This is a genomic window from Ensifer meliloti, assembly GCF_030064585.1.
In the GTDB taxonomy this organism is placed as follows: Bacteria; Pseudomonadota; Alphaproteobacteria; order Rhizobiales; family Rhizobiaceae; genus Sinorhizobium; species Sinorhizobium meliloti.
On the sequence record NZ_CP120365.1, the window covers coordinates 1,272,784 to 1,299,159 of the forward strand.

30 protein-coding genes are annotated in these 26,376 nt (G+C 62.8%); 20 read left to right on the top strand and 10 right to left on the bottom strand.

Annotated features, from left to right (window positions below; all coding sequences use genetic code 11):
• Positions 1-77: 77 nt before the first annotated feature.
• Positions 78-527, bottom strand: a complete 450-nt coding sequence (locus tag PZL22_RS13235) for a GatB/YqeY domain-containing protein (RefSeq protein WP_003532937.1) — start codon at positions 525-527, stop codon at positions 78-80.
• Positions 528-852: 325 nt separating this feature from the next.
• On the opposite strand from PZL22_RS13235, the gene carA reads away from it, so the two are divergent.
• Positions 853-2,058: a glutamine-hydrolyzing carbamoyl-phosphate synthase small subunit gene (carA, locus tag PZL22_RS13240; RefSeq protein WP_003532934.1), complete on the top strand. Its 1,206-nt coding sequence runs from the start codon at positions 853-855 to the stop codon at positions 2,056-2,058.
• Positions 2,059-2,096: 38 nt separating this feature from the next.
• Here the strand turns inward: carA and PZL22_RS13245 are convergent, their stop codons facing one another.
• The gene (locus PZL22_RS13245; protein WP_284718690.1) at positions 2,097-2,987 is read right to left on the bottom strand and encodes a LysR substrate-binding domain-containing protein; all 891 of its coding nucleotides are present in this window, start codon (positions 2,985-2,987) and stop codon (positions 2,097-2,099) included.
• Between the two features lie 112 nt (positions 2,988-3,099).
• On the opposite strand from PZL22_RS13245, the gene PZL22_RS13250 reads away from it, so the two are divergent.
• Complete coding sequence (locus PZL22_RS13250; RefSeq protein ID WP_284718691.1) at positions 3,100-3,861, top strand: SDR family oxidoreductase; 762 nt, start codon at positions 3,100-3,102, stop codon at positions 3,859-3,861.
• A 24-nt stretch (positions 3,862-3,885) separates the two neighbouring features.
• Positions 3,886-4,752, top strand: a complete 867-nt coding sequence (locus PZL22_RS13255) for an NAD(P)-dependent oxidoreductase (RefSeq protein ID WP_003532930.1) — start codon at positions 3,886-3,888, stop codon at positions 4,750-4,752.
• Between the two features lie 120 nt (positions 4,753-4,872).
• Here PZL22_RS13255 and PZL22_RS13260 read toward each other — a convergent pair whose 3' ends face one another.
• A complete protein-coding gene (locus tag PZL22_RS13260; protein ID WP_003532926.1) occupies positions 4,873-6,075 on the bottom strand; it encodes a pyridoxal phosphate-dependent aminotransferase in 1,203 nt (400 codons plus the stop codon).
• Between the two features lie 397 nt (positions 6,076-6,472).
• Here PZL22_RS13260 and PZL22_RS13265 point away from each other — a divergent pair, with 397 nt between their 5' ends.
• The 6 genes from PZL22_RS13265 (at position 6,473) to PZL22_RS13290 (ending at position 10,804) form a co-directional block, all read left to right on the top strand.
• Entirely contained in the window at positions 6,473-6,670 is a 198-nt protein-coding gene (locus PZL22_RS13265) for a hypothetical protein (protein ID WP_003532924.1), read from the top strand.
• Complete coding sequence (locus tag PZL22_RS13270; RefSeq protein WP_003532922.1) at positions 6,663-6,944, top strand: hypothetical protein; 282 nt, start codon at positions 6,663-6,665, stop codon at positions 6,942-6,944. Before PZL22_RS13265 ends, PZL22_RS13270 begins: the two co-directional genes overlap by 8 nt.
• A 125-nt stretch (positions 6,945-7,069) precedes the next feature.
• A complete protein-coding gene (locus PZL22_RS13275) occupies positions 7,070-8,260 on the top strand; it encodes a PQQ-dependent sugar dehydrogenase (protein ID WP_003532919.1) in 1,191 nt (396 codons plus the stop codon).
• 188 nt (positions 8,261-8,448) lie between these two features.
• On the top strand, positions 8,449-9,351 hold the full coding sequence (locus PZL22_RS13280; protein WP_003532917.1) for a DMT family transporter: 903 nt from the start codon (positions 8,449-8,451) through the stop codon (positions 9,349-9,351).
• A gap of 668 nt (positions 9,352-10,019) precedes the next feature.
• Positions 10,020-10,235 carry a cold-shock protein gene (locus tag PZL22_RS13285; protein WP_003532915.1) on the top strand — a complete coding sequence of 72 codons (216 nt, stop codon included), beginning with the start codon at positions 10,020-10,022 and terminating at the stop codon, positions 10,233-10,235.
• Positions 10,236-10,378: 143 nt separating this feature from the next.
• Positions 10,379-10,804 carry a BA14K family protein gene (locus PZL22_RS13290; RefSeq protein WP_003532907.1) on the top strand — a complete coding sequence of 142 codons (426 nt, stop codon included), beginning with the start codon at positions 10,379-10,381 and terminating at the stop codon, positions 10,802-10,804.
• Positions 10,805-10,874: 70 nt separating this feature from the next.
• Here PZL22_RS13290 and PZL22_RS13295 read toward each other — a convergent pair whose 3' ends face one another.
• A complete protein-coding gene (locus tag PZL22_RS13295) occupies positions 10,875-11,516 on the bottom strand; it encodes an MBL fold metallo-hydrolase (RefSeq protein WP_003532905.1) in 642 nt (213 codons plus the stop codon).
• Between the two features lie 109 nt (positions 11,517-11,625).
• Positions 11,626-11,781 carry a hypothetical protein gene (locus PZL22_RS13300; RefSeq protein ID WP_003532904.1) on the bottom strand — a complete coding sequence of 52 codons (156 nt, stop codon included), beginning with the start codon at positions 11,779-11,781 and terminating at the stop codon, positions 11,626-11,628.
• A gap of 220 nt (positions 11,782-12,001) precedes the next feature.
• Here PZL22_RS13300 and PZL22_RS13305 point away from each other — a divergent pair, with 220 nt between their 5' ends.
• The 5 genes from PZL22_RS13305 (at position 12,002) to PZL22_RS13325 (ending at position 16,314) form a co-directional block, all read left to right on the top strand.
• Positions 12,002-12,631, top strand: coding sequence for a DUF1236 domain-containing protein (locus tag PZL22_RS13305; RefSeq protein ID WP_013844741.1), 630 nt, complete (start codon positions 12,002-12,004; stop codon positions 12,629-12,631).
• Between the two features lie 325 nt (positions 12,632-12,956).
• A complete protein-coding gene (locus PZL22_RS13310) occupies positions 12,957-13,223 on the top strand; it encodes a hypothetical protein (RefSeq protein ID WP_010969864.1) in 267 nt (88 codons plus the stop codon).
• A 153-nt stretch (positions 13,224-13,376) separates the two neighbouring features.
• Positions 13,377-13,892 carry a MarR family winged helix-turn-helix transcriptional regulator gene (locus PZL22_RS13315; protein ID WP_017263267.1) on the top strand — a complete coding sequence of 172 codons (516 nt, stop codon included), beginning with the start codon at positions 13,377-13,379 and terminating at the stop codon, positions 13,890-13,892.
• Positions 13,893-14,192: 300 nt separating this feature from the next.
• A complete protein-coding gene (locus PZL22_RS13320; protein WP_003532900.1) occupies positions 14,193-14,897 on the top strand; it encodes a response regulator in 705 nt (234 codons plus the stop codon).
• A 34-nt stretch (positions 14,898-14,931) separates the two neighbouring features.
• On the top strand, positions 14,932-16,314 hold the full coding sequence (locus tag PZL22_RS13325; RefSeq protein ID WP_003532899.1) for an ATP-binding protein: 1,383 nt from the start codon (positions 14,932-14,934) through the stop codon (positions 16,312-16,314).
• 12 nt (positions 16,315-16,326) lie between these two features.
• Here the strand turns inward: PZL22_RS13325 and PZL22_RS13330 are convergent, their stop codons facing one another.
• The 4 genes from PZL22_RS13330 to PZL22_RS13345 form a co-directional block, all read right to left on the bottom strand.
• Positions 16,327-16,668: a tRNA-binding protein gene (locus PZL22_RS13330; RefSeq protein WP_003532898.1), complete on the bottom strand. Its 342-nt coding sequence runs from the start codon at positions 16,666-16,668 to the stop codon at positions 16,327-16,329.
• 107 nt (positions 16,669-16,775) lie between these two features.
• A complete protein-coding gene (gene proC, locus PZL22_RS13335) occupies positions 16,776-17,594 on the bottom strand; it encodes a pyrroline-5-carboxylate reductase (protein WP_003532891.1) in 819 nt (272 codons plus the stop codon).
• Position 17,595: 1 nt separating this feature from the next.
• A complete protein-coding gene (locus tag PZL22_RS13340; RefSeq protein ID WP_003532890.1) occupies positions 17,596-18,096 on the bottom strand; it encodes a type III secretion system chaperone family protein in 501 nt (166 codons plus the stop codon).
• A 476-nt stretch (positions 18,097-18,572) separates the two neighbouring features.
• Positions 18,573-18,860 carry an accessory factor UbiK family protein gene (locus PZL22_RS13345; RefSeq protein ID WP_010969867.1) on the bottom strand — a complete coding sequence of 96 codons (288 nt, stop codon included), beginning with the start codon at positions 18,858-18,860 and terminating at the stop codon, positions 18,573-18,575.
• 284 nt (positions 18,861-19,144) lie between these two features.
• Here PZL22_RS13345 and lgt point away from each other — a divergent pair, with 284 nt between their 5' ends.
• The 6 genes from lgt (at position 19,145) to PZL22_RS13375 (ending at position 25,455) form a co-directional block, all read left to right on the top strand.
• Positions 19,145-19,987 carry a prolipoprotein diacylglyceryl transferase gene (gene lgt, locus PZL22_RS13350; RefSeq protein ID WP_003532886.1) on the top strand — a complete coding sequence of 281 codons (843 nt, stop codon included), beginning with the start codon at positions 19,145-19,147 and terminating at the stop codon, positions 19,985-19,987.
• An 11-nt stretch (positions 19,988-19,998) separates the two neighbouring features.
• On the top strand, positions 19,999-21,102 hold the full coding sequence (locus PZL22_RS13355; protein ID WP_003532883.1) for a class I SAM-dependent methyltransferase: 1,104 nt from the start codon (positions 19,999-20,001) through the stop codon (positions 21,100-21,102).
• Positions 21,103-21,264: 162 nt separating this feature from the next.
• A complete protein-coding gene (gene pgeF / locus PZL22_RS13360; protein ID WP_003532881.1) occupies positions 21,265-22,059 on the top strand; it encodes a peptidoglycan editing factor PgeF in 795 nt (264 codons plus the stop codon).
• Position 22,060: 1 nt separating this feature from the next.
• The gene (locus PZL22_RS13365) at positions 22,061-23,212 is read left to right on the top strand and encodes a M24 family metallopeptidase (RefSeq protein WP_003532879.1); all 1,152 of its coding nucleotides are present in this window, start codon (positions 22,061-22,063) and stop codon (positions 23,210-23,212) included.
• Positions 23,213-23,359: 147 nt separating this feature from the next.
• Entirely contained in the window at positions 23,360-24,238 is an 879-nt protein-coding gene (locus PZL22_RS13370) for a hypothetical protein (protein ID WP_003532877.1), read from the top strand.
• Positions 24,239-24,522: 284 nt separating this feature from the next.
• Positions 24,523-25,455 (top strand): ribose-phosphate pyrophosphokinase, encoded by a 933-nt coding sequence (locus PZL22_RS13375; protein ID WP_003532875.1) that lies wholly within the window; start codon positions 24,523-24,525, stop codon positions 25,453-25,455.
• A gap of 40 nt (positions 25,456-25,495) precedes the next feature.
• On the opposite strand, the gene PZL22_RS13380 is transcribed toward PZL22_RS13375, so the two are convergent.
• Complete coding sequence (locus PZL22_RS13380) at positions 25,496-26,326, bottom strand: isocitrate lyase/PEP mutase family protein (protein WP_003532873.1); 831 nt, start codon at positions 26,324-26,326, stop codon at positions 25,496-25,498.
• Positions 26,327-26,376 lie beyond the last annotated feature (50 nt).

A 26,376-nucleotide genomic window follows, 5' to 3' on the forward strand; every position in this document is an offset into this window, starting at 1 on the left:
TTGTCGGCCGGCGCGGCGCGGGTCGTTTGCCGCCAGCCGCCCAGGGAAGGCGCGCCCGCCGAAGCGGGCGCTGCGGCTTACTTCAGGAGGTCCTTGACCACCCCGGAGGCCTTGCCGAAGTCCATCTTGCCCGGATAGCGCTCTTTCAGGGCGTTCATGCACTTGCCCATGTCGCGCAGCCCGTGCGCACCGATTTCCGCGACGGTCTTGGCGCAGACTTCCTTGACCTTTTCCTCGGAAAGCTGCTCCGGCAGGAACTGGTTGATGATGGCGATTTCCTGCCGCTCCTGCTCGGCAAGCTCCGGCCGCCCGCCCTCGTCATAGACGCGGGCCGATTCCTCGCGCTGCTTGATCATCTTCGCAAGGATCTGCAGGATCTCGTCGTCGCCGACCGGGTCCTTGCCGTGGCCGCGATTGGCGATGTCGCGGTCCTTGATCGCGGCCTGGATGAGCCGGACGGTCGAGACGCGCCGGGTATCCTTGGCCTTGAGGGCTTCTTTCAGTGCATTGGCGAAATGCTCGCGCATGTCTTAACTCCATGTCGAAACCGACCCCAGGGCTTTATCTGCGGGGCCGGTTCGATGCGTTCTTTTGTCATCGTCTTAAACCAGTGCGGCAGGTACAATCAAACGTCTTTGGCAACCGATTGAATTATAAGGCATTTTATTTCCATACAATTCACAGCGGCTGGTTGACCTTGCCAGAGCCTTTGGCTATTTTCCGGCACCTGCACGTACATCGGCATGAACTTTCTCCCGCGGGGTTTCCGCGCGCCATGCCGCATGCGATCTGAAATGGCCCTGAACCGACCGGCTTTCAAGCCTCGCTTTCGGCCACAACGGGATAGAGACGATGACCGCGACACCCGCATGGACAATCCAGAAACCCACTGCCCTGCTCGTTCTGGCCGACGGCACGGTGATCGAAGGCAAGGGCATCGGCGCGACCGGGAAGGTTCAGGCCGAGGTCTGTTTCAACACGGCGTTGACCGGTTACCAGGAAATCCTGACCGACCCCTCCTATCTCGGGCAGATCGTCACGTTCACCTTTCCGCATATCGGCAATATCGGCGCCAATGACGAGGACATCGAGGATCTGACGCCTGCCGCCCGCCACGGTGCCGTCGGCGTCATCTTCAAGGCCGACATCACCGAGCCTTCCAACTACCGCGCAGCCAAGCACCTCGACGCCTGGCTGAAGGCGCGCGGCATCATCGGGCTCTGCGGCATCGACACCCGGGCGCTGACGGCCTGGATACGCGAAAACGGCATGCCTAACGCCGTCATCGCCCACGACCCGGCAGGCGTCTTCGACGTCGAGGCGCTGAAAGCCGAGGCAAAGGCCTGGAGCGGCCTCGAGGGCCTCGATCTCGCCAAGGTCGCCACTTCCGGCCAGTCCTACCGCTGGAACGAGAAGCCCTGGGTCTGGAACGAGGGATACTCGACGCTGGGCGAGACCGACGCCGCTTATCACGTCGTGGCTCTCGACTACGGCGTCAAGCGCAACATCCTCCGCCTCTTCGCCGACCTGAACTGCCGTGTCACCGTCGTCCCGGCTCAGACGAGCGCCGAGGAAGTCCTGGCGCTCAAGCCGGACGGCATCTTCCTGTCGAACGGCCCGGGCGACCCGGCCGCGACGGGCGAATATGCCGTGCCGGTCATTCAGGACCTTCTCAAGACGGACATCCCCGTCTTCGGCATATGCCTCGGCCACCAGATGCTGGCACTGGCGCTCGGTGCCAGGACCGAGAAGATGCACCAGGGACACCACGGCGCCAACCACCCAGTCAAGGACCACACCACCGGCAAGGTCGAGATCGTTTCGATGAACCACGGCTTCGCGGTCGATGCGAACTCGCTTCCGCAAGGTGTTGAACAGACTCACATCTCGCTCTTCGACGGCACCAATTGCGGCCTGCGCGTCGACGGCAGACCGGTCTTCTCCGTCCAGCATCACCCGGAAGCATCGCCAGGCCCGCAGGACAGCCATTATCTCTTCCGCCGCTTCCTGAATCTCATTCGCGAGAAGAAAGGCGAACCGGCACTCGCCGAGCGCTGAGTTGTTCTCAAGGCCCGCCTCGTGCGGGCCTTCCTGCATCAGCCGTCGACGAGACGCTCGGCGATGAAATCGACCGTTGCCCGCACGGAGGGAAGCTGCCCGCGCCGGTGCGGCATCAAGATCGTCGTCATCACCTTGCCGGCGGTCCACTCGGGAAGAATGCGGATAAGCGTGCCGCTTTCGATCTCCTGCTGACAAAGCTTGCCGGGCAGGGTGGTGATGCCGAGACCCGCGAGAGCTGCTTCTCGCAGGACGCGGGATTCGTCGGCCACGAAACGCGGCCTCGGCGAGACCGACACGGTCGACCTATCGGCGCGCTCCATCACCCAGCCTTCGGACGCCAGCGACGTGAGCAGCCCATCATGATGATCGAGATCCTCCGGGCGTTCGGGAGTGCCGTTCCCTTGCAAATAGAGCGGTGAGGCGACGATCAGCTTAGCCTGGAATCCGATGCGGCGCTGGACGAGGCCGGAATCCGGCAGCGGTGCGAAATGATCTCGCACGGCAAGATCGAAGCCTTCCTGGATGACATCGACGAAGCGGTCCGTCGCATGCAGCGTCACGCGCAGCTTCGGATAGGCAAGTGCGAGCTGCGGCAAGAGCGGCGCCAGCGACAGCTGCGCGGTCGGCACCGAAGCCGTGATCCTCACCGTGCCGCTCGGTTCGGCAAGTCTGCCCCTGACGACATTCTCCGCCGCTTCCGCCTCGATCATCATCGCCGCCGCGTGGCGGTAAAAATCCTTGCCGGATTCGGTCACCGCGAAATGACGCGACGTGCGGTTGATCAACCGCACGCCGAGATCCTTTTCGAGTTCGGCCACGCGCTTGCTGAGCGTCGATTTCGGCAGGTTCAACGCGCGCGCGGCGGGCGCGAACCCCCCGTGGTCCACGACGTGAACGAAGAACGTGAAGTCGTTGAGATTGGCCATGGCTTTCCATCATCCACAAACATGGACGATAGGTCCACACAGAGCCATCTAGCACAAGTTCGTCCACAAGTGCATCTATTCATCATCATTGTTGAACCGAAAGGAAACGGACATGGGCAACTATCAGGGAAAGAAGGCGATCGTCATCGGCGGGACCCACGGCATGGGCCTGGCGACCGTGAGACGGCTTGTAGAGGGCGGCGCCGAGGTACTGCTCACGGGCCGCAACGAGAGCAACATCGCCCGCATCAGGGAGGAGTTCGGCCCGCGCGTGCATGCACTGCGCTCGGACATCGCCGATCTCAACGAAATCGCCGTGCTCGGTGCGGCCGCCGGTCAGACGCTCGGAGCGATCGATCTCCTGCACATCAATGCCGGCGTCTCGGAACTGGAGCCCTTCGATCAGGTGAGCGAGGCCTCCTATGACCGCCAGTTTGCCGTCAACACCAAGGGCGCCTTCTTCACCGTGCAGCGGCTGACGCCTCTGATCCGCGAAGGCGGATCGATCGTCTTCACCTCCTCCGTCGCCGACGAGGGCGGCCATCCGGGCATGAGCGTCTACAGCGCAAGCAAGGCGGCACTCGTCTCCTTCGCATCCGTGCTCGCCGCCGAGCTTCTGCCGCGCGGTATCCGGGTCAACAGCGTCAGCCCCGGCTTCATCGATACGCCGACCAAGGGCGTCGCCGGCATCACCGAAGCCGAGCGCGCCGAGTTCAAGACGCTCGGCGACAACATCACGCCGATGAAGCGCAACGGCACCGCGGATGAAGTGGCGTGCGCCGTGCTCTTCCTCGCCTTCGAGGCGACCTTCACGACCGGGGCGAAACTCGCCGTGGACGGCGGTCTCGGCCAGAAGCTCTCGACCGCCGCCTGAATGATTTCGAGAAAGGTACAATCAATGAGCAGCATTTCAATTTTCGGCTTGGGCGCCATGGGTACGGCGCTTGCACGAACGCTTCTCAAGAACGGCCATACCGTCACGGTCTGGAACCGGACGCGATCGCGCGCCGAGCCGCTTGCCGGCGCCGGTGCGAAGATCGCGGAAAGCCCGACCGAAGCAATTGCGGCGAGCGAGCTCACCATCCTCTGCCTCGTCGATTACCCCGCCGCACGTGCGGTCCTGGAACAGGCGCAGGAGGCGCTTGCCGGCCGTGACCTCCTCAACCTGACCAACGGCACGCCGGGTGACGCCAGGGAACTCGGCACGTGGCTGGCGGCAAGGGGAGCGATCTATCTCGACGGGGGGATCATGGCGATCCCGCCGATGATCGGCGGGGCCGGCGCCCTGATCCTTTACAGCGGCTCGCGTGCGCTATTCGATCGGCACAGTTCAACCCTCGAAGCCCTTGCCGAAAGCCGTCACCTTGGTGAGGACGAGGGTTTGGCTTCGCTCTACGACATAGCGCTGCTATCAGGCATGTACGGGCTCTTCTCAGGGTTCCTGCACGCGAGCGCGCTGGTGACCAGCGCCGGAGGCAAGGCAGTCGACTTCCTGCCGCTGCTCCTGCCCTGGATCGAGGCGATGAGCGGTACCCTGCCCGATCTCGCCGGCAAGATCGATAGCGGCATGCACGGCCGCGATGTCGTCTCCAACATCGCCATGCAGAAGATCGCGCTCGAGAACATCGTGAGAGCAAGCGAAGAACAGGGCGTCGCCCCCGATTTCATGCGACCCATGTTACGGCTGGCGGGCGACCGCGTCGACAGTGGCGGCCACGGCGACGACATCTCCGCCGTCGTCGAAGTGATCCGGAAGCGAAAATGATTCTGTTTCAATGGGGTAGGACTGCTGCTTGAATCGGACTGGCAGATCGCTGAATCAAGCTCTGAACATGAAGAAGCCCGCCGGTGACGGCGGGCTTCTTCATGTCGGTCTGCAGGAGAATTATCTGCAGGCGGCGCAGAAGCGCTGGATGCGGCGGCAGGCCTCCTCCAGCAGCGCCTCGGAAGTCGCGTAGGAGATGCGGAAGTTCGGGCCGAGGCCGAAGGCCGAGCCGTGGACCACAGCCACGCCTTCGGTCTCCAGAAGCTCGGAGACGAAATCCTCATCCGTTTCGAACACCTTGCCCGAAGGCGCGGTCTTGCCGATCAGCCCGGCGCAGGACGGATAGACGTAGAAGGCGCCTTCCGGCGTCGGGCAGGAAATGCCCCTGGCCTGGTTCAGCATCGAGACGACGAGATCGCGGCGGCCCTGGAAGATCTCCTTGTTGCGCCCGATGAAGTCCTGCGGACCGTTGAGCGCCTCGACGGCCGCCCACTGCGCGATCGAGGCGGCGCCCGAAGTCTGCTGGCCCTGGATCATGTCCATCGCTTTGATGAGATGAAGCGGCCCGGCCGCGTAGCCGATGCGCCAGCCGGTCATCGCATAGGCCTTGGAGACGCCGTTCATCGTCAGCGTGCGCTCGTAGAGGCCGGGCTCCACTTCGACCGGGGTCGCGAACCTGAAGTCGCCATAGGTCAGGTGCTCGTACATGTCGTCCGTCAGGACCCAGACATGCGGATGCTTCATGAGAACGTCCGTGAGCGCCTTGAGCTCCTCATGCGAATAGGCCGCACCCGAGGGGTTGGACGGCGAGTTGAAGACGAACCACTTGGTCTTCGGCGTGATCGCGCGGTCGAGATCCTCGGCCTTGAGCTTGAAATTGTTTTCCTGCTTGGTCGGGACGAAGACGGGTGTGCCGCCGCACAGCGCCACCATTTCCGGATAGGAGACCCAGTACGGTGCCGGAATCACCACTTCGTCGCCCGGGTTGAGCGTCGCCATGAAGGCGTTGAAGAGAATCTGCTTTCCGCCGGTGCCGACGATCGTCTGCGCCGCGGTGTAGTCGAGATTGTTCTCGCGCTTGAATTTCTTCGCGATGGCTTCGCGCAGTTCCGGAATGCCGGAGACCGGCGTGTACTTCGTCTCGCCGCGATCGATCGCGTCGATCGCGGCCTTCTTGATGTTGTCAGGCGTGTCGAAGTCCGGCTCCCCTGCGCCGAGGCCGATGACATCGCGGCCTTTCGCTTTCAACTCGCGGGCTTTCTGCGAAACAGCGATGGTGGCGGAAGGCTTTACACGGGAAAGGGCATCGGCAAGGAAGGCCATGGTGTGTTTCCTGATCGTTTCGAGACGGCGTGAGGCGCTACGGAACGGAAAACCGGGGTTCCATAGCGGTTAGGTCTATGTCGAAAGACGCCCGGTCTTGCAAGCGCTTCAGGCGAAAAACGGCGGCAAGGCAGCGCAAAATGCGTCACCATGACAAAGTTTCATAGGTGCGATCAAAGCAATCGATCGAAACCGGTTGACCTCATGCGGCCGAGCGGCTGCCGACGCACACCGGTCGACGCGCCTCCGCCCGGACACTCCGCCGCTTTTTTCGCGGCCGAGCGTGCCTTTTTTTCGCCACAACAACTGTCTCAGCGCGCCGCAATTCCGTCCCGCAAGAGCCGATTTCCAAGCGCCATTTCGCGATGCGGATGCATCGGCATCTTGGGGGTATGCTATGTTTCTCGATGATGAAGTCGCCGCCTCGCGCACCCGCCGCAACGAGGCACGCTGGGGGTTCTATATCGCGCTCGCCGCACTTGCGGCCTGCATCGTGATGGTCCTCGGATTGATGACGCAGGTGACTACGCAAGCCGACATCGGGCAGCAGCCCGCGACGGCTCACGTCCAGTCCGAGGCCGGGCGCCATGGCTGACAACGATAACGGGTCGCAGCCGAGCGCCGACCTCTTCGCACGACTGTCGGCGATCCAGACGGTCGTCGTGGCCATTGTCGCCCTTTTCGCCCTTGCCGGCCTGATGCTCGTCGGTAAAGGCTTCTACATGAAGGCCAAAGACGAGGTCGCGCAGTACCTGCTCCAGAGAAACGAAGCACGACATCCTCCCGCGACGGAACGCGAACCCCAGCCGACGCGCCTCGAGGCGATCCGAGAAGCGCCGGGACCGCTCACCACAGGGTCGGTGCGATAAAGCCGTTTTGATCCGATTTGACTTGAAGGCCGGTGCGTGCCGCTCCAGTTTGTGCGTTGCTCGCGCGTTCGGACCTCCGAGACGGCACGATGCATATTCGCAGACGGACGGACCGGAGGAATGCGATGCGGCACACGCGCTGGAATGCTGGCGGCTCAAGGGACATAGCAACAGTATTTGCATTCCCGATGGCGGCTGCAGTCTCGCTCTTTCTCGCCTTCGCCTCGTCCCCTGCCGCCGCGCAGGAGACGCGGGAATTTCCCACGCAGACAGGAACCGTCCTCGTCGAGACGCTTGCCTCCGGACTGGAGCATCCCTGGGCGGTCGAAGCCATGCCCGACGGGGCGCTGATCGTCACCGAACGACCGGGCCGGCTGCGCATCCTGCGCGACGGCAAGCTGTCGGCTGCGATCAAGGGGGTGCCCACAGCGGCCGCACACGGCCAGGGCGGCCTTCTGGACGTCGCCCTCGATCGGCAATTCGCAACGAACAGGACACTCTATCTCACTCTCTCCGTCCGCGGTGATGGCGGCTACGGCACCGTCCTCGTGCGGGCGGCTCTTTCGCAGGACGAGCAGAGCCTGACGGAAGTGAAGGAGATCTTCCGGATGAACAAGTTCACCCGGAAGGGGCAGCACTTCGGGTCGCGCATCGCCATCGACAAGGACGGCAGCCTGTTCTTCGGCATCGGCGATCGCGGCGAAGGCGAACGCGCCCAGGACTCCCGCGACCATGCCGGCTCGATCCTCCACATCAACGCCGACGGCAGCATTCCCGCCTCCAATCCCTATCGCGGCGGCACCGGCGGGCTGGCGGAAATCTGGTCCATAGGGCACCGCAACCCCCAAGGCATCACCTTCGACCCCGAAGGCGGCAAGCTCTTGACCGTCGAGCACGGCGCGCGCGGCGGCGACGAGGTGAACAACCCGCAGCCGGGCAGAAATTACGGCTGGCCGGTGATCACCTTCGGCAAGGATTACTCCGGAGTCGAGATCGGCGAAGGCACCGCGAAGGAAGGTCTTGAGCAGCCGCTCTTCTATTGGGACCCATCGATTGCGCCCGGCGCGATCGCCGTGTACCGCGGCAGCATGTTTCCGGAGTGGAACGGCGACCTTTTGGTCGCTGCACTGAAGTACCAGTTGCTTGCCCGCCTGGACCGCGACGAGACCGGCGCCGTCACCAACGAGGAACGGTTGTTCGACGGAGAATTCGGCCGCATCCGCGACGTCATCGTCGCTTCCGACGGGGCTCTGATCATGGTCACCGACGAGGAGGACGGCGCAGTGCTCAGGGTCTCCAAAGCTCCGACGCAATGAGCCCGCTGGGGAACGGCTGTCGGGCCTGACGGCAACACGGAGCGGCTTGCCCGCAAAAATCGCAACTGATAGAGCGAGGTCGCAATCACCTGAGCAACATGGCTTCGGGGTGATTCTCGAAAGTCGCGGAATATGGCGCGAAGATCGCGCGCCTCCCGTGAGCAGGACCACGACCCCGGAGCCAAGCGGTGACTCGCATTCAAGCCAATCTCTTCCTCTTGTTCTCCGGTGCAATCTGGGGTGCGGGCTTCGTAGCGCAGTCGACGGCGATGGACGCGATCGGACCGCTCTGGTTCATCGGCCTGCGTTTTGCGATCGCGACACTCGTGGCACTGCCCTTGGCACTCCTTGAAAAGAAGCAGGCCGCTACGCCCTTGCCGCGAAACGCCATGCGCAACTTCGTCTTCGTCGGACTGGCGCTTTTCGGCGGAGCCGTCACGCAACAATACGGCCTGCTCACCACCACCGTCACCAATTCCGGCTTCCTGACCGGGCTCTACGTGGTATTCGTGCCGGTACTGACTGTCGTGTTCCTGCGCCGCCGGCCGCACTGGGTCATCTGGCCGGCCGCCCTGCTCGCGGCTTTCGGCATCTTTCTCCTGAGCGGCGGCGCGCTCTCGGCGCTGACCGGCGGAGACATGCTGACGATCGTCTGCGCCCTGTTCTGGGCGGTTCAGCTGATGTTGGTCGGCTTGTTCGCTCCGGCCACGGGCCGGCCGATGCTCCTGTCGATGACGCAGTTCGCCGTCTGCGCCGTTGCAGGCTGCGTACTGGCCGGCCTGTTCGAGCCGCTGAGCCTCGATGCGATCAACGGCGCCCTCCCGCAGATCCTCTACGCCGGTATTTTTTCAAGCGGCATCGCTTTCATCTGCCAGGTCGTAGGCCAACGCTATACGACGGCGCCGCAGGCTGCCATCTTCCTCTCGAGCGAAGCGCTCTTCGCCGCCCTGTTCGGGGTGCTGCTGCTCGGCGAGAGCATCACTCCGGTCGGCTACGTCGGCTGCGCCGTCATCTTCCTGGCGATGCTTGCGGTCGAGCTCGTGCCGGAACTGACGAAGAAACGTCGCGAGGCCGCGCAAGCCGCTGTCTGAACAGCGGCTTCTGCTGGCCGTTCCGTGCAATTTCTCCGCGCGCTTGGCGCCCGGGTTAATACTACTAATACTCTCCGAAACCCCTCAATTTTGCTTGGAACGGCGAATTTCGCTTGAGCCGGCAATATATCCTGCAGTTTTTCTGTAGGCATGAAGGCGATGGTCCCTCGGAACCGTGCGCTGCGTGAACGACAAGCGATATCAGCCGCTTGGACCGGGAAACCAGGCTGCACAAAGTTGCGGCATACCCATGAGCGACGGAATTTGGCGCAAATGATCCTGCCGCGCCCTAATCTTAGGTCGAAAAGCTTTGAATTCAACAGCTTGCAATGCTTTTTGAATACGCGAGTCAAAACGACCAACTGACCTCTTTTTGAGCAATGAGAAGACGCAATACCTCGTCAGAAAAGTTTTGCTTGCCAATTCAAAATAAACCCATCACTCTTACTGTGTTCGGGCAATCTGCGAACACGGGAAGATCTTGAATAAAAGCGGGCCGGAGACGCAACCCACTCCGGGCGGCCAACGGGGGGAGGCTGTTATTCCTTCCTGCGGCTGGTCGCGATAACCAGGACCCTTTCCTCAATTGTCGAGAACTGCCCCCACGCCCATATCGGGCAAAACTGCAATGCTGCCCGCAACGCGGGTGGAGAGAAAGGACCTGACGCATGGCCGAGACTGGCACTGTAAAATTCTTCAACACAGACAAGGGCTTTGGCTTCATCAAGCCTGAAAACGGTGGCGCGGACATCTTCGTACATATTTCTGCCGTGCAGGCCTCGGGCCTGAGCGGTCTCACGGAAAACCAGAAGGTGTCCTTCGACACCGAGCCGGATCGCCGCGGCAAGGGACCGAAGGCGGTCAACCTGCAGATCGTCGGCTAACGCTGTTCTCTGCTGAAAGTTAAGTTCGAGCCCGGCAGTTCTGCCGGGTTTTTTCGTTCAGGCTCCGTTCAGTTTGGCTTATATAGACTTTGTTCATCATGAAATCCGGAAACCATCCGGTCGCATGCATAGGATTGAAGCCCATGAACAAATTCATCAAAGCAGCCGTCCTGTCGGTCGCCGCGGCCGCCATCGTTATCCCGACCTTCGGCACCGCCCAGGCAGGGCACCGCCATCGCAATAACGACGATGCATGGGTAGCGGGCGCAGTTGGCTTGGCCGCGGGCGCGCTCATCGGCAGCGCGATCGCCTCGCCGCCGCCGCCGCGCTATTACGGCGAGCGGGTCTATATCGATCCGGAGCCCGACTATTACGAGCCCCGCCCCGTCTATCGTCCGCGCCCGGTTTATCGGCCCGTCTATCGTCCGGTGGCGGTCGAGACCTACGGCCTCGAGCCCTGGACACCGGCTTGGTATCGCTATTGCTCGCAGCGCTATCGCTCGTTCAATCCGGACAGCGGAACCTTCGTCGGCTATGACGGCCGCAGCCATTTCTGCAACGCCGGCTGAAAGCCGCCGCGTACGAACCGAAAGGGCGCATGACTGGAGAAGTCATGCGCCCTTTTCATTTTCGCACCGGTCAAAGACCGCGCAGAAACGGATTGGTGCGCCGCTCTTCGCCGATCTGCCCGCCCGGGCCGTGGCCGCAGATGAAGCCCACATTGTCCCCGAGTGGCAGTATCTTGTCCCGGATCGAATCCAGAAGCTGCTGATGATTGCCGCCCGGCAGGTCGGTACGGCCGATGGAGCCGTGAAAAAGCACGTCGCCGACATGGGCGAAATTTTGTGCCCGGTTGAAATAGACCACATGACCGGGCGCATGGCCGGGGCAATGCAAGACCTCGAAAACGTGGTCGCCGAAGGAGACGGTATCGCCCTCTTCAAGCCAGCGGTCCGGCACGACGTTCTGAACCTTCATCGCGAGGCCGAAGCGCTCCGCCTGATCCTCCAGGCGTTCGAGCAGCGGCAGGTCGTCCTTGTGGGGTCCGACAATGTCGAGCCCCAGTGCTTCTTTCAATTCCTTGGCGCCGCCGGCGTGATCGATATGGCCGTGTGTGAGCCAGATAGCCTTCAACGCGATGCCGTTTTCGCGGATCGTCTGCAGGATGATGTCGACGTCGCCGCCGGGATCGACGACCACGCCTTCCTTGGTCTCGCTATCGAACAGGACCGTACAGTTCTGCTCGAAATGCGTTACCGGGATAATGCCTGCCTGTAACATCGGACCATGCCTCGCTCTTGCTCGTGAGGTGGCCTGGAAGTGAGAAGCCCTTCCCGATCCAGGCCGTTTTCCCAGCTATAGCGATAAGCGAGCGGTATGACAGCGCAAATCAGCGCAGTGCCACGATTTCCGAAGCCGGCGGCGAATATTGCACCGTCGCGAGCAGCAGCACCGAAACCACGAGCTTCGCTGTCACGACGACCACCACCAGCGGACGCAACCGCTTGGCAGCAAGCTTGGCATCGTCCGATAACTCACCTTGCATCTCGTCACTCCCGGCTGGAGCCAGCCTGTGTCGGGCAGAAATCGATAAATCGGCCGCGCATTGCCGGCGAACAATATAGGGAAGACTTCGTCAGCTTCCGTCAGCCCGGGCAACGCTTGACGACGGCAATATGTTTCATCCTCACATTTCGTGATGTCACGGGGGGAACATCCCTGAGGCGCGGCGCGTTCTGGCCTGCAAATGAAAGAGGAGCAAGATGATGAAGACTCTCTCTCCGACTCTGTTCAAAGCGGCCTCGCTCAGAGCGGCTTTGGCAGCCGGTGCGATGCTCGCCGCCATTCCCGCAGCCTATGCCGAAATGAGCGCAACGACGCTGACGGACCTTAATGTGCGTGCCGGACCGGGCCCCCAATACCCTGCGGTCGGCGTCGCCACACGCGGCAGCGCTGCCGTGCTCGATGGCTGCATGGAGGGAAGCAACTGGTGCCGCATAGACGTCAACGGCCTGCGCGGCTGGGCTTACGCCCGTTACCTGGCGACGGACATGGGCGGCACGACCGCCATTATCCAGGAGCGCCGCACGGAACTCTCGGTCCCTACGGTCGCCTATGAGGGCGAGACCGTGGTGGCGCCGTCCGAACCGCTCGAACTGGTGGGTCCGGTCGAGGAGGTCGAAGCGGTGACTCCGCCTCCCACGGTGCGCACCTATATCACCGAGAATCCGGTCGACACCGTCTATGTAGAGGGCGAAGCCGTGGTCGGTGCCACGCTGCCGAACACGGTGGCCGTCCAGCCCATTCCTGATTACGAGTATCAGTACGTGACCATCAATGGCCAGCCCGTCCTTGTCGATCCGGGCACAAGAAGGGTCGTCTACGTCTATCGCTGAGCGTCAGGCGAAAAGGGAAAAGGCATGGTGGCGCAGCGTCAATTGCAAAACGCTGCGTCACGGCGAATCACCCGTCCAAAACGCGCCGAGAGTAGAGGGCACGAGTGGTGCGGCTTCGCGGCTCCTCGTGCCCTCTCGCGCGCCCCGAAACGAATTCCCGAAACAACTCAAACGACTATCCCCCAGCCCCGCTTCCGGATCGTCACCTGTGGCCGACACCAGTGGTGGCAAAATTGACAAATCTCCCCTTCGGCTTCAACCTTCCCGTGCCGGGTTGTCCGGTATGTCGCGGCTCTGGATGAGGGGTCGCAGGACGGAGGGATCGATGGAAGCATTAGTGCCTATCATTACCCAGTTGATTGCGGGGGCAGCTGGCGGAAACGCGGCCAGCGCCATGCTGAAGCAGCAGGCATTCGGAGTCGTGGCACGCACGATCGTCGGAGCCATCGGCGGCCTCGGCGGCGGGTTCCTGATCCAGATGCTTGGCGGAGAGGCCGCCGCGACCGGTCTGGCCATGCAGGCCATCGGCGCCCTCATCGGCGGCGGCGTTCTCAACGGCATTGTCGGGCAGTTCGTCGGCAAGCAGGCGTGAGCCTTCAGGCGACATCCATCGCAAGGCAAAAGGCGGCTGCGGCCGCCTTTTCTGCGTATCGCCGAGGCGCGATATGCGTAAATTTGCACGTCTTCGATCTGGATGCCTGCGACTCGATGGAAATATGTCAACCAGACTGACATATATTGCGGTATGTTTCGAACGGCATTTCGATTGAAAGGATATGACCGCGTGGTCGGCCAGATCAGGGACAAGAGCATAAGCGACAGCGCTGGCGAAGATGTGGACACGATAGATTTCGAGATCATCGAGCTGCTTTTCTTTGCCTATCGCGACTTCACCGGCGACCCGGACGCCATTCTCGAGAAGAGCGGATTCGGCCGCGCGCATCATCGCGTCGTGCATTTCGTCAACCGCGAACCCGGCATGACGGTCGCGGATCTTCTTGAAACGCTGAAGATCACCAAGCAGAGCCTTGCCCGCGTCCTCAAGCAGTTGATCGATTCCGGCTATATCCGGCAGGTGACCGGTCCCGAAGACCGGCGGCAGCGCATGCTCTACACGACACCGGACGGCCAGGCCCTGGCGCGGGCGCTTGCCGAGCCACAGTCCCGCCGCATAGCCGATGCATTGGCAAAGGCCGGACCGGGTGCGCGGGAAACCGTGAAGCGGTTTCTCGCCAATATGATGAATGACGTTGCGGGCTGATCCACTGCATGTTTCGTTTGATCCTCGCCCATTGAAGGAGAAAAACATGCAGCGGCTTAAGTGCTACAGCGGCCATTGCGCGGCCGCCGGACGTGCGGCGCTGCAGGGAAGGCGCCCGAGAGTCACACAACGATTCAAAATGTTACGCGACCTGTGCGCGTCTGATTGGACGTCGGCTCGTCGTTCGTGGCAAAACGGGTAGCCCCTTGAATGAGAATGGGTGACCGCGGCGCATGTGCTGCACGGTCTCCGGCATTTTTGGCGCAGCCTTTCCGGCTTGACCGGCAATGAGGGTACCGAATGATGATAGCAAAGGCGACAGTCTCCGACGATGCGGCGCATCTTCTGGTCGTCGACGATGACCGGCGCATCCGCGACCTGCTCAACCGCTATCTGGTCGAACAGGGATTTCGCGTAACGACGGCAGCCGATGCCGACGAGGCCCGGCGAAAGCTGATAGGCATCGATTTCGATCTTCTGGTCGTCGACGTGATGATGCCGGGGGAAAGCGGCATCGCTCTGACGCAAAGTCTCAGGCAGATCAAGTCCGTGCCGATCATCATGCTGACGGCCCTGGCGGAGGCGAATTCGCGCATCGAAGGGCTGGAGGCGGGCGCCGACGACTACCTGCCGAAGCCTTTCGAGCCGCGCGAACTCGTGCTCCGCATCAACAACATCCTGCGCCGCAACCAGCCGACACAGACACACAAGGTCGATCAGGTTATTTTCGGGCCCTACACCTTCTCGGTAGTGCGCAAGGAACTGCGCCGCGGGGCCGACCATATTCGCCTCACCGACCGTGAGCAGGAGATCATGACGCTGTTTTCGCAGCGCGCCGGCGAAACCATTCCGCGCCACGAGCTGATCGGCGACGACGCCGAGGTCGGCGAGCGCACGATCGACGTGCAGATAAACCGGCTAAGGCGTAAAATCGAGGACGATCCTTCCAACCCCGTATGGCTGCAGACCGTTCGCGGCATCGGTTACCGGCTGAGCGTTGACTGACGATGGGCCAGAAACGAGGGCCGGATCAAGGGCCATGGCAAGCTTTGACGGTTTGAAGCGCGAAGGAACGACACCCGCGGACGGCGGCTGGAAGCGCGTGGTCCGCTGGCTGCGGCGCCGGCTGCCGATGGGTCTTTACGCGCGCTCGATTCTGATCGTCGTCATCCCGATGGTGCTGCTACAGTCCGTGGTCGCCTTCGTGTTCATGGAGCGGCACTGGCAACTCGTCACCCAGCGCCTCTCCTCGGCGGTGACCAACGACATCGCCGCCATCGTCGACCTGATCACGACCTTCCCGCGGGAGGGCGATATCGACCAGATCGTCCGCATCGCCCGCGATCAGCTCGACCTCAACATAACCGTCGAGCCGGGCGGAGAGCTGCCGCCGCCGCGTCCCAAGCCCTTCTTCGAAATCCTCGACCAGATCCTCAGCGAGGAGATTTCGGACCAGATCCGGCGTCCCTTCTGGATCGATACCGTCGGCAATTCGAAGATCGTGGAAATCCGCATCAAGCTTGAAGACGACCGCATTCTCAGGGTCTATGCCCGCCGCAATCAGGCCTATGCATCGAACACACACATCTTTCTCGTCTGGATGGTCGGCGCATCGCTCGTCTTGCTGACGATCGCCATTCTCTTCCTGCGCGGGCAGATCAGGCCGATCCTGGCGCTGGCAAGCGCAGCGGAGAGCTTCGGCAAGGGACAGAAGATCGACGATTTCGCACCGCGGGGTGCCAATGAAATCCGGCGCGCCGGTCTCGCCTTCATCCTGATGCGCGAGCGGATCGAGCGCCAGATCGAACAGCGCACCGCGATGCTGACCGGCGTCAGCCACGACTTGAGGACGATCCTGACCCGGTTCAAGCTGCAGCTGGCACTTGTGGGCAACAATCCGGACCTCGAGAGCCTCAACCAGGACGTTGAGGACATGCAGAACATGCTGGAAGGCTATCTCGCCTTCGCCCGAGGAGACGCGGAAGAGGATGTCGGCCGGCTGAAACTCAGCGATCTGATGGCCAGGCTTGCGGCGGAGGCGGAGCTGTATGGCAAGACGCTGACAACCGCGATCCAGGGCGAGAACGAAATTCACGTGAGGCCGAACGCCTTCACGCGGCTCGTCTCCAACCTCGCGTCCAACGCCTATCGCTATGCGAACACCGTGCACATCGAGGCGCGCCAGAGCGCGAAATGGTTGACCATCACCGTCGATGACGACGGACCGGGCATTCCCGAACGGTCACGCGAAGACGTGTTCAAACCGTTCTTCCGTCTGGACGAGGCCCGCAATCTCGACAGTTCCGGCACCGGCCTCGGCCTCGCCGTTGCCCGCGACATCGCCCGCAGCCATGGCGGAAATGTCACGCTCGCAGACAGCCCCCTCGGCGGCCTGCGAGCGACGGTGCGTGTGCCGACGTAAATACGGGGAAGATCACATCAACTTCTTGCCGTTCGGCACCGGCTTGTCGGTGGATGCGAGCACGATCGCGCCGGCCTCGTCTTCGAAGCCGAGCGTGAGCACCTCGGAACGAACGGGGCCGATCTGGCGCGGCGGAAAATTGACGACACCCAGAACCTGCCTGCCGACGAGTTCCTCGGGCCTGTAGTGCACCGTGATTTGCGCGGAGGATTTCTTGATGCCGATGCCAGGGCCGAAATCGATCTTGAGCTTGATTGCCGGCTTGCGTGCCTCGGGAAAGGGCTCCGCCTCTACGATTGTACCGACACGAATGTCGACGCGCTCGAAATCGGCATAGGAAATGATTTCGGTCATGAATGTTCCCCGGATCACGTCGATGGGCTGATTCGACATACGACCAAAAGCGTGAACGATTGCGACAACTTCAGAGTGAATTGCGGGACACGCTGTCTCGCCAGGAATTACCCGGCCAGCTCTTCCGCGCGCTTGCGCGCCGCCGCAATGGCCCGGTCGAAGAGCGGCTGCATGCCGTCATCCGCCATCAATACCGCCAGCGCAGCCGCCGTGGTACCGCCGGGCGAAGTGACGTTCTGCCGCAGGCGCGCTGCATCGTCGGGGGACTGATGGAGGAGTTCACCAGCCCCCGCGACGGTTTCCCGAGCAAGACGCATGGCTAGGTCCGCCTCGAGTCCGGCCTTGCGCCCGGCCTCCGCCATGCACTCGACGAGATAGAAGACATAGGCCGGGCCGCTGCCGGAGACGGCGGTCACGGCATCGATATCCGCTTCGCTCCCGACCCATTCGACCGGGCCGCTGACCTTCAGCAGATCATGCACCAGCGCGCACTGGGCCTCGCTGACGCGAGCATTCGCGAAGGCGCCGGTCACACCGCGTCCGATCATGGCCGGCGTATTCGGCATTGCGCGCACCGTCGCCGCCTCACCCAGGTGCCGCTCGATGAAACCCAGCGTCTTGCCGGCGGCCACTGAAACGATCACGGTTTGCGGACCGACGAGCCCTTTCAGGGGTGGCAGCACCGTTTCCATCACCTGCGGCTTGACCGCGAGGAAGATCACGCCCGCCTTACCGCCCGCCGGAGCGGAGGTCGCATGTTGCACACCGCTATCCGCCAGGAGCTTTGCCATCGCCGGTGACGGGCCCGGATCGATGACGAGAACGTCGCTGCTACGCACTCCGCTTTTCAGCCAGCCCGCGAGCATGGCGCCGCCCATATTGCCGGCGCCGACGAGCACAATCGGACCCGAAACGGCAATGCTCACTTCATGCCTCCCCAACGGTCTCGAACAATACCGCGTCGACCGCGCGCTGCGCATCCATGCCCGACCAAACGACGAACTGGAACGCCTGGAAATAGGACTCGCAGGCGTCGAGCGCGTTCGAAAGGAGCACCTCGACCTGCTGGTTGGTCGGTTCCGCTCCACCGGCGAGCAACAGAGATTGCCGGAAGATGATGACTTCTTCTTGGCGCCAAAGATCGAAATGGCCCATCAGCACCTGACCGTTGATGTGGGACAGAAGCCGGATCACCTCGTTTGCGCGGCTGTCCGGCACCTTGATGTCGAAGGCGCACGCCAGATGCAGCGCCTCGAACTCCTCCATCCAGGAAAAGGAAACATGGTAGTCCGCCCACCTGCCTTCGACGGTCATGGCGATCTCGTCTTCGCCGGATCGCTCGAAGGACCAGTCATTGTTCGCGGCAACGAACTCGATCATATCGACCGGGTTGGACTGGCGCTCGGCTTCCATTTCCAAAAGGCTCATGCATCACCCTAAAGGCGCGGCTAAGGCGCGCAAAGTCACGCTCACAGGACGCAACACTGCAAACCCAGTACCGGATACGAACACACTATGATTGCTGGACCTGCGACTATCCTGGCTTACTTACCCTGCCCGGAGCTTGCATGGTCCGTGTCGAATCATCATTTAAAATCAGTGTATAACGGCAGAGTCAGCGTGCCAGCCCCTGAGCCTAAAAATTGCCGGGAAGAATAGCGCCCCGCGCTATGATTCTGATTCAGCGCGGCTGCTTAAACGACTCTGCGATAAAGGTTTTTTGCCAGTGTCCACAGGTGGAAAACTTTTCAGTTTTTGTTAACCGTGACGCCAGCGAAGTGAAATGCGTCGGGCGACGGCGGGGTGACCGATTGGCCCCGCGCCGCATCCGCCTCCGTGAGAACCGCAAAGGCACGCGGTTCGATGGTCGACGACGATCGAAGGCCGGCGTGAGGCAGGTTCTTTTACTTGCCCGTCGTGATGTCGGCGGCCGCCGGACCGGTCGCGGCCAAACGTGCTTCCAGCGCTTCGATGCGAGCAAGGAGAGCGTCGTTTTCGTCCCGTGCCCGTGCGGCCATCTCCTTGACCGCTTCGAACTCTTCGCGCTTCACGACATCGAGCGAATTCAGCCAGTTTTCGGTTTGCGCCCGGAATGCCGCCTCGACCTCGCGCCGCACCCCTTGGGCCGCGCCCGCCGCATCCGTCATCAGCCGGGCGAGATCATCGAGAATACGGTTGGCGCCTGTGCTCATCTTTCCGGTCTCCATTTCCATCCCGCCACATGCGGCGGAGCTCATGATTTCAGGTAGGGTCCCCGGAGTGAGGATGCAAGGAAAATGACGTCCGCGACGCCGCTCATCGTTCTCCAGGACCCTTGAATTCGCGATGAGGCAATGGGGCAGTATAGCGTGCTGCGGCCGCCTTTCTACGTTCGAAAGAGGCTGGGGCGTCGTTGCGCGGCGGCAGCGGTGCTTGACCGCGCCGGATTCGCTCGTCATGTTCCGCCGAAATCATCGGTCCGGCACGAGAGAAGACCTTGGAAACAATCGCGACCCGCCTCGCCATCCTACCCTTCCCCGAAATCGACCCCGTCATCTTCACGATAGGGCCGCTCGCCGTGCGCTGGTACGGGCTGGCCTATGTCGCGGGTATACTGCTCGGATGGCTCTATGCGCGCCGCATAATCCAGAACGCTTCGCTCTGGCGCAACGGCACCGCCCCCTTCAACCTGGCGCAGCTCGACGACTTCCTGCTCTGGGCGGCCGGCGGCATCGTGCTTGGCGGGCGCATCGGCTACATCCTCTTCTACGATCTCGGCTCCATCCTCGAGAATCCCGTCCGCGCGATCCAGTTCTGGAACGGCGGCATGTCCTTCCATGGGGGCCTTCTCGGCACGACCCTGGCGATAATCATCTTTGCGCGAAGGAACGCGATCCCCCTCTGGAGCCTGTTCGACGTCGTGGCAGCAGTGGTGCCGATCGGGCTCTTCTTCGGGCGCATCGCCAATTTCATCAATGGAGAACTCTGGGGCCGCCTGTCCTCGATGCCCTGGGCGGTCGTCTTCCCGACGGGAGGCCCCTTCGCCCGCCATCCGAGTCAGCTTTACGAGGCGGCCCTGGAGGGCATTGTGCTTCTCGTCGTGCTCGCCTGGTTCGTCTATCGCCGCAGAGCCTTGAAAATGCCCGGCCTCGTCACCGGCATCTTCGTCTGCGGCTATGCCGCGAGCCGCATTTTCGTAGAGTTCTTCCGCGAACCGGACGCACAGATCGGCTATCTTGCGGGGGACTGGCTTACCATGGGCATGGTGCTTTCACTGCCGATGGCACTGGTCGGAATCTGGGCCATTGCGCGGGCGCGCAGCGCGGCTGCCGCCGCTTGACTGGACAAGTCATGACGAATCGTCTCGCCGACAAGATCAAGGCGCTGATCCGGACCAACGGGCCGATCAGCGTGACCGACTATTTCTCCCTCTGCCTTGCCGATCCGCAGCACGGCTATTATCGCGTCCGCGAACCGTTCGGACGGGCGGGCGACTTCACCACCGCGCCGGAGATCAGCCAACTCTTCGGGGAGATGATCGGCATATTCCTCGTGCATGCATGGCAGCAGCACGGCACGCCTGAGGACGCGATTATCGCCGAGATCGGTCCGGGCCGCGGCACGATGATGTCCGACATGCTCCGCGTCATCCGGCGGCTGGCGCCGGCACTATACCGGACAGCGACCGTTCATCTCGTCGAAACCAGCGACCGGCTTCGCAGGCTGCAGGCCGAGACCTTGGCCGAACACGAAGGCAAGGTCCGCTGGCATGAGAGCTTCGACAGCCTCCCCTCCGGATTCCTGCTCCTGGCTGCGAACGAACTTTTCGACGCAATTCCGATCCGTCAGTTCGTGCGGACCGCACAAGGGTTCCGTGAGCGCATGGTCGGCCTCGATGCGGAGGGCCGATTGACCTTTGCTGCAGGCATTGCCGGCGTCGATCCCGCATTGCTGCCCTCTCCCGCGCCAGCCGTCGCGGAAGGCACGATCTTCGAGATCTCCCCCGCCCGCGACGCGGTGATGGCCGCGCTCTGCGAGCGCCTCCGCGCCGGCGGCGGCACGGCGATCATTATCGACTACGGCCATCTGGCGACCGGCTACGGCGACACGCTGCAGGCCGTCCGCAATCACGAATATGATCCGCCGCTTGCCAATCCCGGTCTCGCCGACCTGACCAGCCATGTCGATTTCGAGCAGTTGGCGAGCCGTGCGAAAGCGGAGGGCGTGCAGATCAACGGACTTGCCCGTCAGGGTGATTTCCTGGTCGGCCTCGGCCTCCTGGAACGCGCCGCGACCCTCGGCCGGGACAAGGACGAGACGACTCAGGAAAGCATCCGCGACGATGCCGAGCGGCTTGCGGGCTCCGGCGCGGGAAAGATGGGAGAGCTGTTCAAGGTGCTGGTGGTAAGCAGTCCGGAAGTCGCCTTGGCGCCCTTCCGGAAGAAGGCGTCTTAAAGCCGGCCGTGCGCCGCCTCGGGTCCCTCGCCCCGGCAGGGCAATTGACAGTCCCCGCCTGCCGGGTCAACATCGCGCCGGCAAATCAGCTGCAAGTCGACGGGCCGCAACGCGCCCTCAATTCCAACGAAGCTTAGAAAAACACGAGGGCGAAAACACCGAATGCAGGATGATGCCTCGCTATCCCCTGTGCAGAGCCCGCTCTTCGGCGCAAAGGCAGGCCCGGCAATCGCACATGGTTATTTCACGCGCCAGGGAGGCGTTTCCGAGGGCATCTACCGCGGTTTGAATGTCGGTCTCGGCTCGAACGACGAGCGGGAACGGGTCGGCGAGAACCGAGCCCGGGTCGCCCGCTGGTTCGGCGCCGAGCCACGACGGCTTGCCACGGTGCACCAGGTCCATTCGCTTGACGCGATCATCGTCGACGCCGGTTACGACGGCGCGCGGCCGGATGCCGATGCGCTGGTGACGGCAACGCCCGGCATCGTCCTCGGCGTTCTCTCCGCCGATTGCGGCCCGGTCCTTTTCGCCGATCCGGAAGCAGGCGTGATCGGTGCCGCCCATGCCGGATGGAAGGGCGCGCTCGGTGGCGTGCTCGAAAGCACCATCGAGGCTATGATCTCGCTCGGTGCCCGCCGCGAGCGCATCATCGCCTGCCTCGGACCGTCGATCAGCCGGAGCCACTACGAGGTCGGCCCCGAATTCGTAGCCCGCTTCGTCGCCACTGAGGCAAGCTATGCGTCGTTTTTCACGCCGTCGGGCCGCGACGGCCATGCCATGTTCGACCTTCCCGGATTGACGGTCCGGCGGCTGGCCGAGGCCGGCGTGACTGCGGAAAATCTCGGCATCTGCACCTATGCGGACGAAGACCGCTTCTTCTCCTATCGCCGAACGACGCACAGGCAGGAGCCTGATTACGGGCGGCAGATATCAGCGATTTCCATACGGGAGGTTTGAGATGGCGCTTCATTTCGCCGAAGAAGAATATGCGGCCCGCCTGGCGCGGCTCACGGCCAAGATGCAGGAAGAAAAGCTCGACGCGATACTGCTCTTCGCGCAGGAGAGCATGTACTGGCTGACCGGCTACGACACCTTCGGCTATTGCTTCTTCCAGTCGCTCGTGGTCAAGCGGGATGGTTCGATGGTCCTGCTCACCCGTTCGGCCGACCTGCGCCAGGCGCGTCATACGTCGAACATCGAGCGCATCGAAATATGGGTGGATCGGGTCAATGCCGATCCGGCCATGGACCTCAAGAACCTGCTCAGCGAACTCGATCTCCTCGGCCGCCGCATCGGCGTCGAATACGACACGCACGGCATGACCGGAAGAACGGCGCGCCTCGTCGACCACCAGCTCTCCACTTTCGGGGAACTGGTCGACGCGTCGCTGCTCGTCAGCCGCCTGCGTCTGATCAAGAGCCCGGCGGAGATCGCTCATGTCGAGAAGGCGGCGAGCCTTGCCGACGACGCGCTCGACGCGGCGCTGCCGCTCATCCGCCCGGGCGGTAGCGAGGCGGATATCCTCGCGGCCATGCAGGGCGCCGTTTTCGCCGGCGGCGGCGACTATCCGGCCAATGAGTTCATCATCGGTTCCGGGGCCGACGCACTGCTCTGCCGCTACAAGGCGGGCCGGCGAAACCTCGACGCCAATGATCAGCTCACGCTCGAATGGGCCGGTGTCAGCGCCCATTACCATGCGGCGATGATGCGCACGGTCGTGATCGGCGAGCCCACCAACCGCCACCGCGAGCTCTACAGCGCCTGCCGGGAAACGATCCAGGCTATCGAAATGGTGCTTCGACCCGGCAATACCTTCGGTACCGTCTTCGACGTGCATGCCAAGATCATGGACGAGCGCGGCCTTGCCCGGCACCGTCTGAACGCCTGCGGCTATTCGCTCGGCGCACGCTTCTCGCCCTCCTGGATGGAGCACCAGATGTTCCATATCGGCAATCCGCAGGAGATCGAGCCGGACATGTCCCTCTTCGTCCACATGATCATCATGGACTCGGACAGCGGCACCGCCATGACGCTCGGCCAGACCTATCTCACCACGGCCGACACCCCCCGCCCGCTCTCGCGCTACGGACTGGACTTCATATCTGCGTAAGGAAATCGCCCTATGATTTCCGTCGGAAGTGAAGAACGCGCCGGCGGCTGATCCTGCTGCAGCGACCTTTGCGCGTCCAATAGGGGGCGCCGGCGCTGCAGCCGCCGCATCCGGCGCCGGGATGTTCGAGCGGAGACGGTGGGAACGATGCGCAAGCAGATCAATCCGATCGCAAGCCTTGGCCTTGCCGCAGCCTTGGCCGGCTGCAACACGACAGACGCCCTGATCCCGCAGGTGGACGTGGGCGAAGGCAGTTTCCGCTCCCCTCCGGTGACCCAGTCGGATCTCGACGCCATGTCGGCGCAGACCGCGGTGATGCCGGTGGAAAGCGTGCCGCCGGGCCGCTCGGCCGCCTTCGCGGCGCAGCCGAACATTTCGGGCCCGCCTCCGCAGCACGCGAGCGGCAATGTCGGCTATAGCGACTACACCGACCCGGCCGGCACGCTGGAAGGCCAGGCTAACCGTCTCGCCGGCGGTGAAGCACCGGTACAGACGATGCAGCCTCAGGCGGCGCCGACCCAGATCGCTCGGCATGAGGCACCGCCTGTGGAAGAAGCGACGCAAGAGAATGGCGGCGAGCAGCCCACACCGGTCGAAACGACGCAGGCGCCCGCGCAAACGCAGCAAGCCGCCGCATCGCCTGCAGCAGCTACGACGGGCTCGGGCGGAATCCGTTTTCTGCCGATCATCGGCGCGCCGGTCCAGGCAGTCACGCCGCTCTCGAAGCAGCTCGGCGCCTCGGCGCGCAGCCAGGGGCTCGCGATCAAAAGCTCCACCGACAAAACCAGCGACCATATCCTCAAGGGATATTTTTCAGCGCTCAACGACGGCGGCAAGACGACGGTCGTCTATGTCTGGGACATACTCGACGGCAGCGGCAATCGCCTGCACCGCATCCAGGGACAGGACTCCGTTGCAAAGACCGCGGCCGACCCCTGGAGCGCCGTCCCGGCAGAAACGATGGAGGCGATCGCCAGCCAGACGATCGACGCCTATGTCGAATGGCGTCGGTCGACCGCGGGATAGCGCCTCCGCTCGGGCTCCGCTTGCCCGCGTTCTCCGATTTTCGGCCAACCGGCCCGGAATCGCCGTCATCCTAGCCGGCTGACGCAAAGTTTTTCGGATATTGAGCGCTGCGCCGCAGCAATCCCCTTGCATTCACCTTCAAGGACGCTAAAAAGCGGCCGATCAGCTCTGACAGCGGCCGTCCGCAGTGATTGCCCGCAATCGGAATGGCTCACGGAATCTGCGCGGAGAACCCACCCCCCGGACGACCGGACGTGGCCGCGCCAGCTCAAGGCGGACCGTCAATGAAGGTTTTCGCAGGCAATTCGAACCGGCTGCTGGCCGAAGCGATCTGCAACTATCTCAACCTGCCGCTCGGCAAAGCCACAGTAAGGCGCTTCGCCGATCAGGAAATCTTCGTCGAGATCGGCGAGAACGTGCGCGGCGAGGACGTCTTCATCGTCCAGTCGACATCCTTCCCCACAAACGATCATCTGATGGAACTTCTCATCATGATCGACGCGGTTCGTCGCTCCTCAGCTCGCCGCATAACCGCCGTGCTCCCCTATTTCGGCTATGCCCGGCAGGACCGAAAACCCGGTCCTCGCACGCCGATCTCCGCCAAGCTGGTCGCCAATCTCATTACCGAAGCCGGTGCCGACCGCGTTCTGACCCTCGACCTGCACGCCGGCCAGATCCAGGGCTTCTTCGATATCCCGACCGACAACCTCTACGCCATTCCGATCCTGGCGCGAGACGTCAAGGAGAACTACAATCTCAAGAACGTCATGGTCGTTTCGCCGGATGTCGGCGGCGTCGTGCGTGCCCGGGCCCTCGCCAAGCGGCTGGACTGTCTGCTGGCGATCGTCGACAAGCGTCGCGACCGCCCCGGTGAATCGGAAGTCATGAACGTCATCGGCGAAGTCAACGGCAAGGACTGCCTCCTCATCGACGATATCGTCGATTCCGGCGGTACGCTCTGCAACGCCGCCGAGGCACTGCTGAAGAACGGTGCGACCAGCGTCACCGCCTATATCACCCACGGCGTCCTCTCCGGCGGCGCCGTCGCGCGCGTCACGTCCTCGATGCTGAAAGAACTGGTGATCACCGATTCGATCCAGCCGACGACGGCAGTGCAGTCGGCGCACAATATCCGTGTGATCTCGACCGCCGCACTGCTCGGCGAGGCGATCAGCCGCACGAGCCAGGAAGAATCGGTATCGAGCCTGTTCGATTGACGTTTACGACGCCGAGCGTCTCGTCAAGACGCGGCCGGCATCACCTTTTGACGTCCAGCATATATGATGCTGCCTCACGGGCGGGCATGGCACTTTTCGCATAGGTGAAAGTGCCGTGCTCCTTGACCTCTCGTGCCGCGCTCATGAGTGCCGCAAGGGCCGCCCGTGCAAAAGAGCCGCCGACACTGATGCGCTTCACGCCCGCCTCCTGCAGTTGTTCCACTGTGTAGACCTGCCCGGCGAGCCCCATGACCACATTGACCGGGCGTTTGACGGCAGAGCAGACCGTGCGAATCGCTTCGATGTCAGGAAGCCCCGGCGCATAGAGGACATCCGCACCGGCCTCCTCGAATGCGACGAGGCGCCGGATCGTATCGTCGAGATCGGCCCGCCCGCACAGGAAGTTCTCGGCCCGCGCGGTCAGGATAAAGGGGTGCTTGCGGGCTTCCTCCGCGGCGGCGGCAACACGTTCCACGGCCAGGCCGAACTCGAAAACCGGATCGGCGGCATCACCGGTTGCGTCTTCGATCGAGCCACCGACGAGCCCGACGCCTGCCGCCAGCGAAATCGTTTCGGCGCAGCACAGGGGATCCTTACCGAAGCCGTCCTCCAGATCCGCGGACACAGGCAGTTCGGTCGCCTCGACGATATCGCGGGCATTCTGCAATATGACGTCGCGCGCAAGAGCCGCCGCCGAATCCCTCCGGCCGATGGAAAAGGCAAGCCCGGCGCTCGTCGTCGCCAGCGCCTCGAAGCCGACCGCCGCGAGAATGCGCGCAGAACCTGCATCCCAGGGATTGGGAATTACGAAAGCGCCCTCGCGATCGTGCAAGGCGCGGAATTTCAGATGCTTGTCTTGCTGCTTTTCCATGCCCCGTCATCCGCCGTTTGAAGATGACCAGCGATAACATGAAACGAACA